Annotated in this window: 17 protein-coding genes; 7 read left to right on the top strand and 10 right to left on the bottom strand. The window is 72.4% G+C overall.

The annotated features are described in order from the left end of the window. The first annotated feature begins 7 nt into the window (after positions 1-7). The gene (locus tag FZC61_RS16480; protein ID WP_148615269.1) at positions 8-901 is read left to right on the top strand and encodes a carboxymuconolactone decarboxylase family protein; all 894 of its coding nucleotides are present in this window, start codon (positions 8-10) and stop codon (positions 899-901) included. Positions 902-957: 56 nt separating this feature from the next. Then, the gene (locus FZC61_RS16475; protein WP_148615268.1) at positions 958-2,097 is read left to right on the top strand and encodes a YihY/virulence factor BrkB family protein; all 1,140 of its coding nucleotides are present in this window, start codon (positions 958-960) and stop codon (positions 2,095-2,097) included. Here FZC61_RS16475 and FZC61_RS16470 read toward each other — a convergent pair. Further along, the gene (locus FZC61_RS16470; protein WP_148615267.1) at positions 2,094-2,879 is read right to left on the bottom strand and encodes a tyrosine-protein phosphatase; all 786 of its coding nucleotides are present in this window, start codon (positions 2,877-2,879) and stop codon (positions 2,094-2,096) included. The two genes, FZC61_RS16475 and FZC61_RS16470, sit on opposite strands and share 4 nt — an antisense overlap. Before the next feature lie 263 nt (positions 2,880-3,142). Beyond that, positions 3,143-3,958: a DUF1295 domain-containing protein gene (locus FZC61_RS16465; RefSeq protein ID WP_148615266.1), complete on the bottom strand. Its 816-nt coding sequence runs from the start codon at positions 3,956-3,958 to the stop codon at positions 3,143-3,145. Positions 3,959-4,125: 167 nt separating this feature from the next. Here FZC61_RS16465 and FZC61_RS16460 point away from each other — a divergent pair, with 167 nt between their 5' ends. Together FZC61_RS16460 and FZC61_RS16455 are read left to right on the top strand one after the other, a co-directional pair. After that, positions 4,126-4,488 carry a YciI family protein gene (locus tag FZC61_RS16460; RefSeq protein ID WP_246142742.1) on the top strand — a complete coding sequence of 121 codons (363 nt, stop codon included), beginning with the start codon at positions 4,126-4,128 and terminating at the stop codon, positions 4,486-4,488. A 22-nt stretch (positions 4,489-4,510) separates the two neighbouring features. Then, positions 4,511-5,803 carry an RNA polymerase sigma factor gene (locus tag FZC61_RS16455; RefSeq protein WP_246142741.1) on the top strand — a complete coding sequence of 431 codons (1,293 nt, stop codon included), beginning with the start codon at positions 4,511-4,513 and terminating at the stop codon, positions 5,801-5,803. 21 nt (positions 5,804-5,824) lie between these two features. Here FZC61_RS16455 and FZC61_RS16450 read toward each other — a convergent pair whose 3' ends face one another. From FZC61_RS16450 to FZC61_RS16420, 7 genes are all read right to left on the bottom strand, one after another. Continuing rightward, entirely contained in the window at positions 5,825-7,144 is a 1,320-nt protein-coding gene (locus tag FZC61_RS16450; protein WP_148615264.1) for an SAM-dependent methyltransferase, read from the bottom strand. Between the two features lie 13 nt (positions 7,145-7,157). Further along, entirely contained in the window at positions 7,158-8,399 is a 1,242-nt protein-coding gene (locus FZC61_RS16445) for an SAM-dependent methyltransferase (protein ID WP_148615263.1), read from the bottom strand. Continuing rightward, positions 8,396-10,420 (bottom strand): FAD-dependent oxidoreductase, encoded by a 2,025-nt coding sequence (locus tag FZC61_RS16440; protein ID WP_148615262.1) that lies wholly within the window; start codon positions 10,418-10,420, stop codon positions 8,396-8,398. Before FZC61_RS16440 ends, FZC61_RS16445 begins: the two co-directional genes overlap by 4 nt. Further along, the gene (locus FZC61_RS16435; RefSeq protein WP_148615261.1) at positions 10,417-11,151 is read right to left on the bottom strand and encodes an anti-sigma factor; all 735 of its coding nucleotides are present in this window, start codon (positions 11,149-11,151) and stop codon (positions 10,417-10,419) included. Before FZC61_RS16435 ends, FZC61_RS16440 begins: the two co-directional genes overlap by 4 nt. After that, positions 11,148-11,750 (bottom strand): ECF RNA polymerase sigma factor SigK, encoded by a 603-nt coding sequence (gene sigK / locus FZC61_RS16430; RefSeq protein WP_148615260.1) that lies wholly within the window; start codon positions 11,748-11,750, stop codon positions 11,148-11,150. The genes FZC61_RS16435 and sigK overlap by 4 nt, the downstream gene beginning before the upstream one ends. Before the next feature lie 39 nt (positions 11,751-11,789). Then, positions 11,790-12,473 carry a fasciclin domain-containing protein gene (locus FZC61_RS16425; protein WP_148615259.1) on the bottom strand — a complete coding sequence of 228 codons (684 nt, stop codon included), beginning with the start codon at positions 12,471-12,473 and terminating at the stop codon, positions 11,790-11,792. Positions 12,474-12,591: 118 nt separating this feature from the next. Continuing rightward, complete coding sequence (locus FZC61_RS16420) at positions 12,592-14,262, bottom strand: molybdopterin-dependent oxidoreductase (protein WP_148615258.1); 1,671 nt, start codon at positions 14,260-14,262, stop codon at positions 12,592-12,594. A 108-nt stretch (positions 14,263-14,370) separates the two neighbouring features. Between FZC61_RS16420 and FZC61_RS16415 the strand changes: the two genes are divergently transcribed. From FZC61_RS16415 to FZC61_RS16405, 3 genes are all read left to right on the top strand, one after another. Then, on the top strand, positions 14,371-15,171 hold the full coding sequence (locus FZC61_RS16415; RefSeq protein WP_148615257.1) for an enoyl-CoA hydratase-related protein: 801 nt from the start codon (positions 14,371-14,373) through the stop codon (positions 15,169-15,171). A 198-nt stretch (positions 15,172-15,369) separates the two neighbouring features. Beyond that, positions 15,370-16,071 carry a hypothetical protein gene (locus FZC61_RS16410; RefSeq protein WP_148615256.1) on the top strand — a complete coding sequence of 234 codons (702 nt, stop codon included), beginning with the start codon at positions 15,370-15,372 and terminating at the stop codon, positions 16,069-16,071. A 75-nt stretch (positions 16,072-16,146) separates the two neighbouring features. Then, positions 16,147-18,336 (top strand): HelD family protein, encoded by a 2,190-nt coding sequence (locus FZC61_RS16405; protein WP_148615255.1) that lies wholly within the window; start codon positions 16,147-16,149, stop codon positions 18,334-18,336. Here FZC61_RS16405 and FZC61_RS16400 read toward each other — a convergent pair. Next, positions 18,299-18,640 (bottom strand): hypothetical protein, encoded by a 342-nt coding sequence (locus FZC61_RS16400; RefSeq protein ID WP_148615254.1) that lies wholly within the window; start codon positions 18,638-18,640, stop codon positions 18,299-18,301. The genes FZC61_RS16405 and FZC61_RS16400 overlap by 38 nt on opposite strands. Positions 18,641-18,759: the final 119 nt, after the last annotated feature.

Raw genomic sequence — 18,759 nt, 5'->3', positions numbered from 1 at the left:
TGCGGCCATGCCTGGTTCCTGGACCGTGGGGGGTGCTGCCGCGCTGCAGCAGCACGCCCCCACGGTGGCCGTCACGCTGACGGGGTTGGTGTCGGCCTGGCCCGACTCCGTCGGCGAGGCCGAGATGGCCGCGATCCGTGTCGTCACGGCCGAGGGCCTGGGCCTGCCGCCCCTGCGGCCCCCGCCGACCGGCCCCCGCAGCGCGCCGCTGCCCCCGCCGACCCGCGAGATGGTGTTCGCCGAGCAGCTCGCCGTCGACGTCAGCGCGATCACCGCCGCCCAGCGCGCCGCCTGGGTCGCGCTGCACGGCGGGGTCGCCCAGGCTGCCGGCGCCGTCGACGCCACCCTTGCCGCGTGGGTCTCGGAGTCCCTGCCGCGGCTGCGGGCCGCGCTCGACGCGCTCTTCGGCGCCGACGCGTGGTACGACCCGGCACCGCAGCGCACGCCGTACACCCGGGTCGTGCGCGACGAGCTGCGGCGCGAGGTCGCCCTGCTCGACGAGCTCGACCCGGTCACCACCGAGCTGGTCCGGCTCCGGGTCGCGCGCCACCACGGCTGCCGGGTCGCCCTGTCACGCCGCAGCGTCGCGGCGCTGGCCGCCGGCACCGACAAGACGACCTTCGAGGCGGTCGACCACTACCGCGACAGCGACCTGTCCGCCGCGCAGCAGGCCGCGCTCGCGCTCGCCGACGCGATCACCTGGACGCCGGCCGACCTGCGGGCCCGCGACGTCGACGCCGTACGCCGCCACCTCACCCCGGCGCAGGCGGTCGAGGTCGTGCTCGACGTGACCGCCTGCTCGGCCGACAAGGTCGACGTGGCCCTCGGCACCGACGTGCCCGACCCCGACGACCCCGTGCTCTTCGAGGTCGACGAGCGGGGCGAGCTGCGCCTGCGGTGAGGCTGCCCTGGAGCCAGGGGCGAGCCGGGGGCGGGCCGGGTCGGTAGCCTCGCCCCATGGGTGCCGTGGGCGTGGTCGACCGCGCGCAGCGGCGTCACACCGTGCTGGGCTTCCCGATCGCGGTGTTCTACAAGTTCTTCGACGACCAGGGCAACGTGCTCGCGGCGTCGGTGACCTACTACGCGTTCGTCGCGATCTTCCCGCTGCTGCTGCTCGCCTCGTCGATCCTGGGCTTCCTGCTGCAGGGCAACCCCGACCTGCAGCAGCAGGTGCTCGACTCCGCGCTGCGGACCTTCCCGATCGTCGGTGACGAGCTCGGCCGGCCGCAGGGCCTGCAGGGCTCGACCAGCGCCGTGGTCGTCGGTGGTCTGGCGGCGCTCTACGGCGCAGTGGGCCTGGGCCAGGCTCTGCAGAACCTGATGGCCGTCGCGTGGGCGGTGCCCCGCAACAGCCGGCCCAACCCGGTCCTGGCCCGGCTGCGCAGCCTGGTCCTGCTCATCTTCGCCGGCGTCGGGGTGGTCGGGATCTCGGTGTTCTCCGCCGTCGCCCGCAGCACCGAGGCCCTCGGCGGCCGGCCCGTGGGCATGCTGGCCTGGCTGGTGCAGGGCGCGACCGTGGTGGTCGTGGCCGCCGTGCTCACGGTGCTCTTCCGGGTCGCGGCGGCACGCAGCGCCGGTGTCCGTACGGCGCTGCCGGGCGCCCTGACCGTCGCGGTGCTCTGGCAGCTGCTGCAGTACATCGGCACCGTCTACGTCACCCGCGTCCTGGCCGGGGCGAGCTCGCTCAACCAGACCTTCGCCTTCGTGCTCGGTCTGGTCGGCCTGATCTACATCGCCTCGGTGATGGCCATCCTCGGCATCGAGGTCAACGTCGTGCTGGCCCGCCGGCTGTGGCCGCGAGCGCTGCTCACGCCGTTCACCGACGCCGTCGACCTCACCGAGGCCGACCGCCGCGCCTACGCGATGTACGCCCAGATGCAGCGGCACAAGGGCTTCGAGACCGTCGTCGTGCGCTTCGACGGCCGCGACGGCGACACCCACGAGATCGTGCTGGAGCCCGACCGCAAGGAGGCCGACCTGCGGGGGTCGGTCGACCCCGTGCCCGACCCCGGCCCCCCACCGACCGCGCCGCTCACGCGACACCCCGGCGAGGTGCGGCACCCGGCCGACCTGGACCGGCTGAGCGAGCCGTCCTAGCCCGGTCCTGGGTCGACGACCAGGCGCGCGCGCAGCGCGGCGAGGACGTCGTCGCCCAAGCCCAGCCCGTCGCGCAGGTAGCCCCCCAGCGAGCCGTACGACGTCTCCGCCTGCGCCACCGCGGCGCGCAGGTAGGCGAGGTCGGCGACCATGGTCGGCTCGAACGTCGGCACCCGGTCGGCGCCGAGGTGCTCGGCGACCAGGCCGAGGTACTTCGCACGGGTGTCGGCCGAGCGCTCGTTGGTCAGCAGGTAGTCGGCCTCGACGACGTCGTCGGCCACGCCGGCGACGTGGAGCACGAGCGCGGCGGCCCAGCCGGTGCGGTCCTTGCCCGCGGTGCAGTGGAAGAGCTGCGGCACCGACGAGGTCGCGAGCGCGGCCAGCAGGGTGCTGAAGGAGCGGCGGGCACCGGGGTCGGTGACGAAGCGGCGGTAGACGTCGAGCATGGCGTCGACGGCCGCAGCAGCATCGGGCAGCGCGGCACCCGCGCCCGGCGGGATGCCGCCGACCTCGACGTGGTGCCAGGTCGCGCCGGGCACCTCGACGTCGGGGTGCGCCTCGACCTCCTGGCTGCCGCGCAGGTCGAAGACCGCGCCGATGCCCAGGGAGGCGAGCAGGGCGGCGTCCTCGTCGATCAGCTGCAGCTCGTTGGAGCGCCACAGGACCCCGGGTCGCAGCGGCGAGCCGGACGCCGTCGTGTAGCCCGGTCCGGCCACGTCGCGGAAGTTGTCGGCCGAGGCCAGACGGGTGATCTCGTCGCCCCACTCGTCGTCGACGTGCACGGCATCACCCTAGAAGACCCGGACCGTCCCTAGTCACTTCGGACCAGCCCAGCCGGGCGCTGGTGCCCGACCGACCGGTTTCTTTACCCTGGGGGCACGGCGGCACTGGGGAGAGTCGCCCAAGGGAGGGAGGATCCGCCCCGCACCCCGCGGCGGTCGGACCACCCGCAGTCCCTGGTCCCGGAGGCGCAACCGGGCCCAGGGAGCGACACCGGCTCGGGCCGGTCGTCCCTCCCCTCGCCTCTGTGCGTTCGGGGCGGCGGTCAGGCGCGTCGCGGCGGCCGGGGGAAGAACAGCGGCACCCGCTCGGCGTACTCGGGGAAGCCGGGGCGCTGCATCATCGTCTTCTCCAGCAGCTTGGCCCCGGTGACGTTGCGGATGAAGTACGTCATCGCCAACGGCGACAGCACCGTCGCGAGCCCGATGACCCACCCCGACCCGAGCCCCCCGACCAGCCACAGCCCCCACCACACGGTGGCGTCGCCGAAGTAGTTGGGGTGGCGGGTCCAGGCCCACAGCCCGGTCTCCATGACCTGCGGCCGCTGGTCCTTCGGGATCTTCTTGTACGCCGCGAGCTGGCGGTCGCCGACGGTCTCGAAGAACATGCCGATGCCCCACACCACCACCCCGGCGAGCACCACCGGCCAGATCTCGACCATGAAGAAGGTACCGACGGCCACGGGGATGGCGATGAACCACTGCACGACGCCCTGCACCAGCAGCACGCGTCGTACGACGGTGCCGATCCCGACCTCGGAGACCGAGCCCCCGAGCATCTCGGCGTAGCGGGGGTCCTCCTTGCCGGCGTGGTCCCCGAGCGCGCGGCTGCGCACGTGCCACGCGAGCCGCCCGCCCCACACCGCGACGAGCACGACCAGCAGCCACGCGTGCAGGACATCGCCGTCGTCGCGCGTGGTGGCGATCACCGCCGAGACCACGGCGACCAGCACGAACCCGGCGCCCCAGGTCACGTCGACCACGGCCGCCTTGTCGAGCTGGCGGATCCGGATCGCGGTGACGGTCATGCCGACGACCACGGTCAGCAGGGAGGCGCCGAGCGCGATGAGCACGTTGTCCATGGGTTCATCCTGTCCTAGAGGTCCTCACCCCGGAGGTCTGACGGCCGCCGCTGGAAAAACCTTCGGGGACGATGTCGAAGGACGCCGAGCCCGTACGACGTGTGGGTGACCAGCAAGCCACCAGCAAGTCACAGCAACGACAGGGAGTGATCGAGATGCCGCGTTTCATGGGATTCGTGAGGATGGAGGAGGGCATCGGGATGCCGCCGCAGGCGCTCTTCGACGCGATGGACACCTACATCGGCGAGCAGACCGCCAAGGGCGTGTTCCTCGACGGCGGTGGCCTGTTCGGCACCGAGGATGCCGTCAACTTCGTGGTCCGGGCCGGGGAGGTCAGCCGGGTCGACGGCCCGTACGCCGAGGCGAAGGAGGTCGTGGGCGGGTGGTCGCTGCTGCGCTACGACACGCTCGAGGAGGCCGTGGCGGCGCAGCAGGAGTTCGCCGAGCTGCACGCCGAGCACTGGCCCGAGGCCACGGTCGTCGCGACCCTGCGCCAGGTCGCCGAGGGTCCGGAGGACCCCACCGCCTGAGAGGTCTCACTACGCTGGCGCCGTGCCGGCAGGGACAGGGACAGGGACAGGGACGGTCGACCCGCGTGCGGTCGTCGTCGCCGCGTGGCGGGCCGAGTCGGCCCGCCTCGTCGGCGCCCTGACCCGGATGACCCGCGACGTCGGCCTTGCCGAGGACCTCGCGCAGGACGCGCTGGTCGCGGCCCTCGAGCAGTGGCCCGGCTCCGGTGTGCCGGCCAACCCGGGCGCGTGGTTGATGACCGCTGCGAAGCGCCGCGGGGTCGACCACTTCCGTCGCGCCGAGACGCTGCGTCGCAAGCTCGCCGAGCTCCACCACGACGACCGGGGGGAGGAGGGGGAGGTGCCCGACCTCGACGCGATGGTCGACCACATCGAGGACGACGTCCTGCGGCTGGTCTTCTTGACCTGTCACCCCGCGCTGAGCGCGGAGTCCGCGGCCGCCCTGACCCTGCGCCTGGTCGGCGGTCTCACGACGGCCGAGATCGCGCGCGGGTTCCTGGCCACCGAGGCGGCCATGGGCCAACGCATCTCGCGGGCCAAGAGGACCCTGGCCGAGGCCGGCGTCGGGCCCGAGCTGCCCACCGGCGCCGAGCGGGCCGAGCGGCTCGACGACGTGATGGCCGTGGTCTACCTGATCTTCAACGAGGGCTACGCCGCCACGGCCGGCGACGACTGGACCAGGCCAGACCTGATCGCCGAGGCCCTCCGGCTGGCCCGCATGCTGGCCGCGCTGACCCCCGACGAGCCGGAGGTCCTCGGCCTGCAGGCGTTGCTCGAGCTGCAGGCGTCGCGGACCGCCGCGCGCACCGACGACCTCGGCCGGGCCGTGCTCCTCGAGGCGCAGGACCGCACGCTGTGGGACCAGGACCTGATCCGGCGTGGCGCCGACGCGCTGCACCGCGCCAGCGCCCTGGCCGCCCGCCGCAGACCGGTCGGCCGCTACTACCTCCAGGCCCTGATCGCCGCCGAGCACGCGCGCGCCGAGCACGCCGACGACACCGACTGGCGCCGGATCGCCGACCTGTACGACGTCCTCGCGGGCGCCGCGCCGGGGCCGGTCGTCGAGGTCAACCGTGCCGTGGCCCACGGGCGCGCGTTCGGCCCCGCGGCAGGAATTGCCGTGCTCGACGCGCTCGGCCCGGACCCGCTCGGTGACTCACCCCTGGTCCCCAGCGTGCGTGGCGACCTGCTGGAGCGGTCGGGACGCCACGCACCGGCGGGGGCGGCGTTCGCCGAGGCGGCCCGGCGTACGCGCAACCGGAGCGAGCGCGCGCTGCTCGAGCGTCGTGCCGCGACCAACCTCGCCCATGACTGAGCCGCCGCGCGGGCCCCGCCGTCAGAACGTGCGGATCAGCGGCAGGTCGTGGGGCCCGTCGGGGCGCACCATCAGGATCTGGTCGACGCCCATGCGGCCGTCGCGGAAGGCCATCGACCCGCCGACGAGGTAGAGCTCCCACACGCGGTAGGTCTCCTCGTCGGTGAGCTCGATCAGGCGGTCGCGATGGGCGTAGAAGTTCTCGAGCCAGCCGGCGACCGTGAGGACGTAGTGCTCGCGCAGGCCGTGGACGTCGCGGACCTCCAGGCCGGCCTTCTCGAGGAAGGCGACGGTCTCGCCGACCGGGCGCATGTACATGTCGGGGGCGATGAACGACTCGATGAACGGGCCGCCGCCGGGCCACTTGCCGGTGCGCGACATCTGCTGGATGAGCACGCGGCCGCCGGGCTTGACCGAGCGGTGCAGCACCGAGGCGTAGGTCGGGTAGTTCTTCTGCCCGACGTGCTCGCCCATCTCGATCGAGGAGACGGCGTCGAAGTGGTCGCGCTCGGGCACCTCGCGGTAGTCCTGCAGGCGGATCTCGACGCGGTCGGCCAGGCCGCGCTCGGCGATGCGGGCGTCGATGAACTTCTTCTGCTCGGCGGCGATGGTGACGCCCACGACGCGGGCGCCGAACTTCTCTGCGGCGCGCAGCGACATCGAGCCCCAGCCGCAGCCGACGTCGAGCAGGGTCGAGCCCTCGGTGACGCCGAGCTTGGTCAGCACCAGGTCGAGCTTGGCCTCCTGGGCCTCCTGCAGCGGCTGGTCGGGCGAGGAGTGGTAGCCCGAGGAGTAGGCCATGTGGGGCTCGAGAATCAGCGAGTAGAACTCGTTGGAGAGGTCGTAGTGGTGGCTGATCGCGCGGCGGTCACGCAGCGCGCTGTGCAGCCGGCCCTTGATGTTGGCCTGCGAGGCCGGCGCCGCCGGAGGGCGGCTGATGGCCTTGAGGTCGAGGGCGGCGCGCACGGCGCTGAGGACCGCCTTCGGCGAGGGGCGCACGCCGGACAGGCCACGCTCCTTGGCCACCGCGAAGGCGTAGGTGAGGGCCTTGTCGAGGTTCCAGCCGTCGACCTCGGGCACGTCGAGCTCACCGGTGACGTAGGCCTGCGCGGCGCCGAGCTCGCCCGGGTGCCAGAGCAGCCGGCGTACGGCGTCGATCGAGTTGAGCACGACGAGCGGGCCGTCGGGCGACCCGGCCTCGGAGCCGTCCCAGGCGCGCAGGCGCACCGGCAGCTCGCCGCCGACGAACGGCGCCACCGCCTCGGCGAGGCGGTGGGCGATCCCGGCGGTGCCGAGGTGGCCGGTCCCGGTCTTCTCGACGAGCGTGCGGTCGGCAGTCATGGGTGGGTACCTCTTAGTCGCGGGTGAAGGTCAGCTGGTTGACGTCGATGTAGCCGGAGGCGAAGCCCGCCCGGCTGTACTCGAGGTAGAAGTGCCACATCCGCAGGAACGTCTCGTCGAACCCGAGGGCGAGCACCTCCTGGGAGTGGGCCAGGAACGCCTCGTCCCAGAGGGTAAGGGTGCGGGCGTAGTGCTGGCCCATGGAGTGGGGGGTGCCCATCCGCAGCCCGGTGTGCTCGCGGGTGATCTCGTCGATCACCTGCACCGACGGCAGGAAGCCGCCGGGGAAGATGTACTTGTTGATCCAGGTGTAGGTGTTGCGGGTCGCGAGCATCCGGTCGTGGGGCATGGTGATCGCCTGGATCGCGACCTTGCCGCCGGGGGCAAGCACCTGGTCGATGGTCTCGAAGTAGGTGCGCCAGTACTGCCAGCCGACCGCCTCGATCATCTCGACCGACACCACGGCGTCGTAGGAGCCGGTGGCGTCGCGGTAGTCGCAGATCTCGACGCTGCACTGCTCGGCGAACCCCGCCTCGGCGATGCGCTGGTCGGCGAGCGCCTTCTGCTCCACCGACAGGGTCAGCGAGGTGATGGTCGCGCCGCGACGGGCCGCGCGGATGCACAGCTCGCCCCAGCCGGAGCCGATCTCGAGCACGCGCGAGCCGGGGCCCACGCCGGCCTCGTCGAGCAGCCGCTCGATCTTGCGGCCCTGGGCCTCCTCGAGGTCGGCGGCGGCCGCGACCGCCGGGTCGCCCTCGAAGAGCGCGGAGGAGTAGCTCAGCGTCGGGTCGAGGAACAGCTCGAAGAGGTTGTTGGACAGGTCGTAGTGGTGCGCGATGTTGTTCTTGGAGTTCTTGGTGTTGCTCTTCTGGGTGCGCGGGGGGCGCTTGACCACCAGCGAGCGGAGCTTCTGCAGGCTCTGCGGCACGAGGTCCTGGATCTCGGCCGCGAGCACCTCGAGGAACCCGCCGAGGTCCTCGGCGTCCCAGGCGCCGGTGAGGTAGGCCTCGCCGAAGCCGATCAGCTGGTCGCGGCCGATGCGGAGGTAGAACTCCTCAGGCCGGTTGATCACCATCGTCGGACCGCCCTTGCCGAACGTCTCGCCGTCGGCCATCACGGTCACGTCGAGACGGCTGATCGCGGCGTGGAAGAGCCGCTTGGCGACGGGGGCCGAGAGACGGGCGCGCGGACCGGAGGGGACGACGTCGAGGCCGGGCCAGTGGTTGGCGCTGAGTCGCTGCTGGGTGACGGTCATCGTTGGACGCCTTCTTGGGAGTGAGCCGGTCGGGGACGCACCGGCAGGCGACGCAGCCACAGCCAGATGCCGTGGACGCGGATCAGGAGGGAGCCGCGCAGGGCCGCGGGAGCAGCCCGCAGCGCGGTGGTGTCGGCCGGGCGGCCGACCATGGAGGCGCTGAAGCGGGCGGGCCCGACACCGGACTCGGTCGACTCCAGCTCGACGACGACGTGCAGGCGACTGCCGGACGCCCTCGTCGGCGGGGGGACGGTCAGCTCGTAGGTGCCGTCGGTGCCGTGGAACGGCGAGACGTACATCGCCTTGGAGGTGGTGGCGCGGCCTTTGTCGTCGGTGTGCACGAGGTAGGCGTGGCGGTCGCCGTAGGTGTTGTGGACCTCGACCACGGTCGCGGCGAGCAGGCCGCGCTCGTCGTGGCACCAGAAGACGCTGATCGGGTTGAAGCAGTAGCCGAACGCGCGGGCCTGGGCGGCCATGAAGACCTTGCCGGTGCCGATCTCGACGTCGTGGCGGCGCAGGAAGGAGACGACGTTGCCGCGGATCGAGTCGTCGGGGTCGCCCAGGTGGTCGCGCGCCTCGAAGCGACCCAGCACGCCGTGGTCGGGCAGGTCGTCGAGGTCGACGACCCAGGTGTGGGAGCGGTGGGTGAAGCGGCGCTTGAACGGCCGACGCCGGGTGTGGCTGATGGTCGTGTCGTAGATGCCGGTGGTGACCTCGGGGTCGACGGCGGCGACCACGGCGGGCCACTCGAGCCCCAGGCGGGTGGCGGCGGCCAGGCCCGAGCGGGCGCCGTCCTCGTGGAAGCCCCAGCCGTGGTAGGCGCCGGCGAACACGACACGGTCGGTGTCGATCTCGGGGAGCCGGGCCTGCGCGGCGACGGACACCGGGTTGTAGAGCGGGTGCTCGTACTCCATCCGGTCGATCACCGTCGCCGGGTCGACCAGGTCGGAGCCGCCGAGGGTGACCAGGTAGTGGACGTCGGTGTCGAGGCGCTGCAGGCGGGTGAGGTCGTAGGTGACGACCACGCCGTCGTCGGTCGGCCGGTGCACGTCGACGCCGGGACGCCGGAAGTTCCAGGAGGCCCACGCGTCGCCGGCGGCCGGCATCAGCGAGGTGTCGGTGTGCAGGATCGCGGTGTTGGGGGAGTAGGGCATCGCCGAGAGCAGCTCGCGCTGCAGCGGGGTCGGCTCGGCCAGCATCGACAGCGCCTGGCTCGGGTGGGTGGCGATCACCACCGCGTCGTAGGTCGCCACGTCGCCGGACCCGTCGGTGACCTCGACGCCGTGGGGCGTCTCAAGGACCGAGGTGACCTTGGCGCCCAGGCGGACCTGCTGGATCGCGGCGCCGACCTTGTCGACGTAGGAGTGCGAACCGCCGGTGACGGTGCGCCACTGGGGCGAGCCGAAGATGCCGAGCATGCCGTGGTGCTCGAGGAACGTGAACAGGTAGCGCGCGGGGTAGTCGAGCGACACCTCGGGCTCGCACGACCAGACGCAGGCCACGACCGGCTCCATGAAGTGGCGCACGAAGTAGGAGCTGAACCGCCCGTCGGCCAGGAACTCGCGCAGCGTGCGGGTGTCGGACTCGACCGACAGCAGCGCCTTGGCCTGGCGGTGGAAGCGCGGGATCTCGACCAGCATCGCGAGGTAGCGGGGCTTGCGCAGGTTGGCCGAGGTCGGGAACAGGCCCTTGCGGCCCAGGGCGCCGGCCCACTCGAGGTCGCTGTCGTCGTCGTTGATCGACATCGACATCTCCGACGGCTGCGTGGCCACGCCCAGCTCGGCGAACAACCTCAGCAGCGTCGGGTAGGTGCGGGGGTTGTGCACGATGAAACCGGTGTCGATGCGCAGCTCACGGGTCTGCCCGTCGGGCCCGGTCTCGGGGACGACGTGGGTGTCGGCGTGGCCGCCGAGCCGGTCGTCGGCCTCGTAGAGGGTGACGTGGGCGGTGCGCGAGGCGATGTAGGCCGCGGTGAGACCCGCGACGCCGGAACCGACGACCGCAATGTGCCGGGCGCTCACGCCGACTCGAACCCGATCACGTCGACGACCTTGTCGCTCGGCTCGTTGACCGGCTTGCCGGCGAGCTCGATCGTGATGCCGACGCCGTCGGCCAGGGTCGCGTCACCGTCGAGCAGCACGGTGTTGGTGCCGCCGGCGATCTGCCCGGCCGGGATCATGGTGTCGCCGCGCTGCAGCCACAGCTCGTAGGTGTGGAACTGCGGGGCCGACGGCATGTCCTCGGTGACGATGACGGCCTGCTTGAGGCTCGCGGACCGCACGACGGTGGCGGTGCCGCCGCCGGGGAGCTTCTCGGTGCGGGTCTGGGCGTCGGGGGCCTGCAGGACGCGGTCGGTCGCGGTGAGACGGGCCTCGTAGGTGCCGACCTGCTGGTCGTCGCCGGCGAGGTCGATCACGGTGGCACCGACGCCACCGATGGTGATCAGGGCCGCAGCCGCTGCGACCAGAGCCGGAAATCGGCGTCGGGTCGACCGGCCTCGGTCGGCCACGGCGACGACCACCGGGGGCAGGGGGCGCACGGTCTGGATGCCGGCGAGCACGGAGGCCCGCAGGGAGTCGGGGGGAGTCATCGCCGAGGTCTCGCCGATCAGCGCGGCGGCCGCCCGCAGCGAGTCGACCTCGGCGCGGCAGTCGTCACAGTCGGCGAGGTGGCGCTCGAACTGCGCCCGCTCGAACTCGTCGACGGCATCCACGGCGTACGCACCTGAGAGTGCGTGGATGTCAACGCTCATGAGTGCACTCCCATCTTGTCGCGCAGCCTGATCAGGCCGTCTCGGATTCGTGTCTTGGCGGTGCCGACGGGGAGGTTGAGGATCCCCGCCACCTCGGTGTGGGTGTAGCCACCGAAGTAGGCCAGCTCGATGGCCTCGCGCTGTACGTCGGTCAGACCCTTCAACGCGTGACGCACCCGCTGGGCCTCCATGGAGGCCTGGGCCGCGTCGGACGTCGTGTCGTGGTCGATGGTCTGGTTCTGCTGGGAGTAGCTGGTGTCGCGTCGGGTGGACGCCTCGGCCGACCGGACCCGGTCGACCGCCTTGCGGTGGGTGATGGTCATCAACCACGAGAGCGCGCTGCCGCGCTCGGAGTCGAAGCGGGTCGAGGTCTTCCAGACCTCCAGGAACGCCTCCTGCACGACCTCCTCGGCCTGGGCCGGGTCTCGCACCACGCGCAGGGCCAGCCCGAAAATGCGGGAGGACGTGGCGTCGTAGAGCTCGGCGAAGGCCTGCTGGTCGCCCTTCGCGGACCGCCGGAGCAGGTCCGAGAGGACGTCACCCGGCGCCACCGGCACCCCGCGAGGGGTGCCGGTGGGCTCAGGCGTCAGTCCGGTCATGACTGCAGTGTGCCGTGTCTTTGTTTCGACGGTGTCAGATCACTTGACAGTGGCGCCGGCGAGCACCTTGTCGATGACGTAGACGGTGGCGTTGGCGGTGGGGATGTTGCCGCAGATCACGTTGGCGGTCACGGTGCCGTCGGAGACGGTCATGCCGGTCTCGTCGCCCTCGATCGTCAGCTTGTCGCCGTTGAGGGTGTCCTTCTCGCCGACGACGGCGGTCGGGTCGTCGTTCTCGCCCAGCACGTGGTGGGCCAGGATCTGGGCCAGCGGGCTGGTGGCGGGGGTCTCGGCGTCCGGGACACCGGCGAGCAGGTCGTCGACGGTGCTCTGGATGTCGGCGAAGGCCGGGTCGTACGGCGCGAAGACGGTCAGGGCCGGGGCGCTGTTGAGGGTGTCGCCCAGCTCGGTGGCGCCGACGGCGGCGACGAGCGTCTTGAGCAGCGGGTTGTTGCCCGCGGCGGTGGCGACCGGGTCGTTGACCATGCCGTTGAAGGAGCCGGCGCCGTCGGTGGGCACGCTGGCGCAGCCGTCGCCGAAGGTCTGGGCGCCCGCGTCCTCGGCGGGGGCCGAGGTCTCAGCCGGAGCGTCCGAGGTGGCCTCGGCCGAGGTGTCCGAGCCGGCGTTGTCGGTGCTGTCGTCCGAGCCACAGGCAGCGAGGCCGAAGGACAGGGTGAGAACGGCGGCAGCGGCGGTGCCGCGGCGGAGCGTCTGGAGCTTCATGGGAGGTGATGCCTTCCGGTAGGGGACTTACGGCTTGTGTTCGGAACTGTGGTTACTGCGGATGGGACGAATTGCCTGCGCGGGGAGTGACGTAGGTCATCTCGGGGTCGTTCCGGGCTCATCCCACGGAGAAGAGCACCGAGTGGATGCCGCTGGAGCCGCCGGGGAACGGCTCGGCGCGCACGTCGGTCTGGGTCATGCCGTCGCCGTCGACCACGCGGGCCGCGACGGTGTGCTGGCCCGCGTCGATGTCGACCTCGGCGTACCACTGGCGCCAGTAGACGTTGTTGACGTCGTCGCCGGTCGTGGCGTCGGTCCACTCGCCGCCGTCGACCTTGACCTGGACCTTGGTGACCCCGCCGTTGTCCTGGGCCCAGGCGACCCCGCCGACGAGCACCTTGCCGGGCTTGACGGTCGTGAGCGCCTTGGGGGTGTCGATACGCGCGGAGGGCTTGATCGGGGCGCGGGTGGCCCACTTGCGCTCGGTCCAGTAGACCTCGGTCTCGGCGTACGTCGTGAAGGTCAGCTTGGTGACCCACTTGGTCGCGCTGATGAAGCCGTAGAGACCGGGGACGATGATGCGCGCCGGGAACCCGTGCTCACGGGGCAGCTCCTGGCCGTTCATCCCGACCGCGACGATCGCCTCGCGGCCGTCGGTGAGCAGGTCGTAGGGCGTGCCGATGGTCATGCCGTCGAAGTCGGTGGCGACCATCTGGTCGACGCCGCTCCCCGGCTTGGCCCGGTCGAGGATCGCCTGGAGCGGGACGCCGAGCCACCGGGCGCCGCCGACGTACTTGCCGCCGACGCTGTTGGAGACACAGGTCAAGGTGATGTCGCGCTCGACCATGGGCATCGCGAGCAGCTCGTCGAAGGTGAGCTCGAAGGGGTTCTCGACGTCGCCGTCGATCTTCAGGGTCCAGCCGTCGGACGACACGACGGGGGTGTCGAGGCGGGTGTCGACGCGGTAGAAGTCGGCGTTGGAGACCTGCAGCGGGGTGATGCCCGAGTAGGTCGCGTGCAGGTCGGTGGGCAGCACGGGCGCGGCCTCGCCGACGGCGGGCTGCGGGAGGGTGATGTCCTCGGCGCGCGCCCGCAGGTTGTTGATCAGCTTGCCGGCGCTGCCGAGCACGGCCGCGGCGGCCGCGAGCACCGCCCCGGCGATCAGCACGCCACGACGGCTGGGCCGCGGCTCGGTGGTGACGGCGCCGGGGGAGATCACGATCTCGTCCTCGGCGTCGTCCTCGGAGGGGACGGGGCGGTCGGTCAGGGTGGCGCGGCGCTTGCCGGCGGCGGAGGTGGCCGACACGGCCGGGGCGGTGGCGCCCTCGGCCTTGGCGATCTCGACCGTGGAGCGGGCGCGGGGGTCGAGCGGCAGGCCGTGGGCGGTGCGGTGCAGCCACCACAGGCTGGCGACGCCGGCGATCGCGGTGAGGACGACGGGGACCAGGTCGAGGGCCTCGAAGGCCGGGCGGTCGACCACGGCGCCCGCGGCGACCAGGACCAGCACGACGAGCATCGTGGCGCCGTAGGCGAAGCGGATGCGGGTGATCAGGCCGGCGACCAGGGCGAGCACGCCCACGCCGACGAAGACCGAGCCGATGAGCACGACCTTGTCGTAGTTGCCGGCGGCGAAGTCGAAGGGTCCGACGCTGAAGCCGTCGGTGTCGAACTGCTTGATCGCCCATTCCTTCATCGACACCGGGGTCCGGTCGATCACGCCGGAGCCGACGGCGAGGACCGGGGAGGAGTCGGCATTGAGCAGCGACGCCGTGAAGTGGCCCACCGCCATGCCGACCAGGGTGGCGAGAAGGCCGAAAAGGGCATAGAGACGACGGGAGACCATGTGGGGTGTTCGTCGCGGAGGGGGTCTCCGGATGGGGTGCGGCAGGATGGGCGCATGGTCGACGACGCCCACCCCGACGCCAGCCCCGACGCCAGCCCCGACGCCCGCCCCGAGCTCGTGCACTACGCGGTCGAGGGCGCCGTGGCCACGATCACGCTCGACTCGCCCCACAACCGCAACGCGCTGTCGCGCCAGCTGGTGACCGAGCTCGCCGACCGGCTCGAGCGCGCCGAGGCCGACGCCGAGGTGCGTGTGGTCGTCGTCACGTCGGCCGACCGGGTCTTCTGCTCCGGCGCCGACCTGTCCGAGGCGTCGGCCGACGGGATGTCGGTCGGGGTGCAGGCGATCGTGGGGCTGCAGCGCTACCTCGTCGACATGTCGAAGCCGGCCGTCGCCGTGGTCCGCGGCCCGGTCCGGGCCGGTGGCATCGGCATCGTCGCGGCCTGCGACCTCGTGCTCAGCGCCGAGGAGGCGACCTTCGCGCTCACCGAGGTCAAGCTCGGCCTGGCCCCCGCCGTCATCTCGCTGACGGTCCTGCCCCGGCTGACGTCGCGTGCGGCGGCGTACGCCTGCCTGAGCGGCGCGACCTTCACCGGCGCCGAGGCCGTGGCGATGGGCCTGATCACCCGCGCCGTCCCCGCCGCCGACCTCGACGCCGCCGCGACCGCGCTGTGCGCCGAGCTCGCCACCGGCGCCCCGCAGGGCCTGCGCGAGACCAAGGCGCTGCTGGCCCGCGACCTCCTCGACCGCATCGACGCCCGCGCCGACGAGATGGCCGAGCTGTCCGCACGCCTCTTCGGCTCCGACGCCGCCCGCGAGGCCATGGCCGCGTTCCTGAACCGCTCCGCCCGCTGACCCGTCGCGTAGACGCGACGGGTCAGCGGAATTGCTCGTCGACCCGTCGCGTAGACGCGACGGGTCAGCGGAATTGCTCGTCGACCCGTCGCGTAGACGCGACGGGTCGGCGGGGACGAGGTCACGAGACGGGCGACGACACGGTCACAGATCAGTCGCCTGCGCCCCGGGGGGCCGCGGATCCACGACAATCCCTGCATGCGCGCTCTCCCCCGGCTCGGTGCCGTCCTGGCCGTGTCCTGCCTCGTGCTCGGCGGGTGCGCCCTGCCGAGCGCGGACAGCAACGAGAAGGCGGCGCCCCGCACCGTCGAGCTGTCCTTCGACTACCAGGCCGAGGGCGGCGAGGGCTACCTCGACCAGACGCTGACCATCGCCAACCAGGGTGCGGCCGCCGGGGCCCCCGACCTCGACCTGGTGGCGCTCGACGCCGCGGGCGAGCCCATGCCCGACGTCGAGGTGGTGACCGCGTTCGGCAGCGACCGCGGCGAGCAGGTGGTGCCGGCCTTCACCGAGGTCATCGAGGTGCTCAAGTTCAAGGGCCCGGACGCGGCCGACGTCGCCGACGTACGGGTGACGGTGGCCGACCTCGGGACGCTCGACGAGGACCCGCCGCCGGCCAACGACATCCGAATCAAGCGCTTCGACGTCACGGGCAAGACCACCAGCGACAACACCCTCGGCAGCGTGCTGGTCACCAACAGCTACGACAAGCCGATCCGGGTCCAGGTGTTGGGCCTCGAGCTCGCCCCGGCCGACGAGGGCGAGCCCCAGCACTTCTCCCGGGTGACCCCGCTGGCCGGGCCCCTCGAGCTGGCCCCCGGCGAGAAGGTGCGCGAGAAGGTCGCGGCCAAGTACCGCCTGCGGTTCTACGGCACGGTGCGCGCGTTCCTCGTCCGCTGACGGATCCGGTCGAGGTCTTTGTAGACTGGACGACTGCCGTTCGTCGGCATCCGAGGGGCAGTGGAGGCAAGTCGCGTGACTGAAGAGCTCGTCGAGCAGGAGATCGCCCGCGAACAGGCGTTCGTCGACCGCGTGCACCGCCAGCTGGCGGACGCCGGGAAGGCGGCCCAGCAGCTGGCGCGCGAGGGCCACGAGCGTGGCCGGCTCGGCCACGAGGGTGGTCTGGTCGAGCGCGACGCGATGGTGTTCCAGGCCGCCAAGCGGCTGGCCCAGCTCGACGCCGCCCACGAGGGGCTGGTCTTCGGCCGCCTCGACCTGCGCCCCGAGCTCGACCCCGAGCCCCGCTACGTCGGCCGCATCGGCCTGCGCGACGACAACCGCGACTCCCTGCTCATCGACTGGCGTGCCCCCGCGGCGGCGGTGTTCTACCAGGCGACCGCGGCCGAGCCCCAGGACGTCGTACGCCGCCGGGTGCTGCGCTCGGCCGGCACCACCGTGGTCAGCGTCGAGGACGAGCTGCTCGACGCCGAGGGCAACGTCGACGACCTGCCGATCCTGGGCGAGGGCGCACTGATGGCGCAGCTGTCGCGCGCCCGCGACCGCACGATGCACTCGATCGTCGCGACCATCCAGGCCGAGCAGGACAAGGCGATCCGCGCGCCCAGCAAGGGCGTCACCACCATCTCCGGCGGCCCCGGGGTCGGCAAGACCGTGGTGGCGCTGCACCGCGCCGCCTACCTGCTCTACAACGAGCGGCGTCGCTTCGAGACCGGCGGCGTGCTCGTCGTCGGCCCCAGCGGGGTCTTCATGCGCTACATCGAGCGGGTGCTGCCCTCGCTCGGCGAGACCGCCGTCGCGCTGCGCTCGCTCGGCGAGGTCGTCGACGGCGTCCGCTCGACCCGCCACGACGAGCCGGCCGTGGCCGACGTCAAGGGCTCGGCGCGGATGGCCGAGGTGATGCGTCGTACGGCGCGCCAGCAGGCGCCGGGCAGCCCCACCGAGTTCCGGCTGTTCTGGTACGACAACACCCTGGTGCTCGACCGCGGCCTGCTCGGCCGGCTGCGCCGCCAGCTGATGTCGCAGGGGCGTCGCAACCAGCAGGTCCCGCGCGTCGCGCGCACCCTGCTCGACGCGATGTGGCGCCAGGTGCGCAGCGAGCGTGGCCGAGACCGCGGGCGCGAGTCGTTCGACGACGACCTGCTCGACAACGACGACTTCCTCGACTTCGCGGTCGCCTGGTGGCCGCCGCTGTCGGCCCCCGAGGTGCTGAGCTGGCTGGGCGACCCCGAGCTGCTCGCCCGCGTCGGCGAGGGCATCCTGACCCCCGAGGAGCAGCGGCTGCTGGTCAAGTCGTGGGCCGGTCGCACGACCGCCGACCTCTCGATCGAGGACGTCGCGCTGCTCGACGAGCTGCGCTACGCGCTGGGCGACGTGCCCGCCCGTACCGACGACGAGCGCGACGACCCGATGGGCGCCATCGAGGGTGCGGTCGACATGCAGGAGCTGATGACCGCCTCCGACCGCGAGTACGCCCCGTCGGGTCGCGCCTGGGCGCCGCCGACCCACTCGATCGAGGACGACGGCTACGCCCACGTGCTCATCGACGAGGCGCAGGACCTCACCCCGATGCAGTGGCGGATGGTCGGGCGTCGCGGTCGCGCCGCCTCGTGGACCATCGTCGGCGACCCCGCCCAGTCGTCGTGGCCGGTGCCCGCCGAGTCGGCGGCCGCCCGCGCCGAGGCGCTGGCCGGCAAGGCCCTGCACGAGTTCCACCTGTCGACCAACTACCGCAACTCGTCGGAGATCTACGCCTTCGCAGCGGCGTACGCCGAGCGGGTCGGTCTCGACGCCGACCTGCCGACGGCCGTCCGCTCGACCGGGGTCGAGCCCAAGGTCATCGGCCCGGTGCCCGATCTCGAGGCCGCCACGCGTGCGGCGGTGGTCGAGGTGGCGGGCCAGGTCGGCGGCACGGTCGGCGTCGTGGTGCCGGTGGCGCGCCGTTCGGAGGTCAACGCCTGGCTGGCGTCGTGGCCCGAGCTCGCCGACGACGCGCCCTCGGCGCGCGCGGCGGCGGCCGACGCGACGGTGGCGCCCTCGGGCGAGGACCGCGTCGTGGTGCTGACCGGTCTCGACACCAAGGGCCTGGAGTTCGACGCCATCGTCGTGGTGCGGCCCCAGGAGATCGAGGACGAGTCCGCGACGGGGCGCGCGACCCTCTACGTCGTGCTCACGCGGGCGACGCAGCTGCTGACGACGGTGTCCTGACCGGGGCCTGACCCGAGGCGTGCGCCGACGGGGCGTTGGCCTCGAGGATGCGCAGCATGCCCGCGTGGGTGCGGCGCAGCCGCTGGTGGGTGTCGCGGAACGACGCGTCGCTGGCCTCGCTGTCGAGCTGAGCCTGGCACATCCGGTCCCAGCGGGCCCGCAACGCGGTGAGCAGGCCGTCGCGGTCGCCGAAGAGCGGCGCCCACGACTCCTTCCAGGGCAGCCGGCCGGTCGGGTCGCAGGCGGCGGCCGCCTCGATCTCACGGATGATGCGGGTGCGCTGGTGGGTCTCGTTCCAGGTCATGACGTCGTTTCCTTCCGGGGGAGCAGCCGGGTTGGCGCTGTCTGGAAGGAGGAGCAGCGGGCAGCGCGGCTGATACAACCGCCCCGAAAATCGTTTCGACGTATCACCGGCGGTGGCCG

It is taken from the genome of Nocardioides rubriscoriae, from assembly GCF_008087085.1.
Classification (GTDB): Bacteria; Actinomycetota; Actinomycetes; order Propionibacteriales; family Nocardioidaceae; genus Nocardioides; species Nocardioides rubriscoriae.
This window is presented reverse-complemented; position numbering and strand designations above follow the sequence as displayed.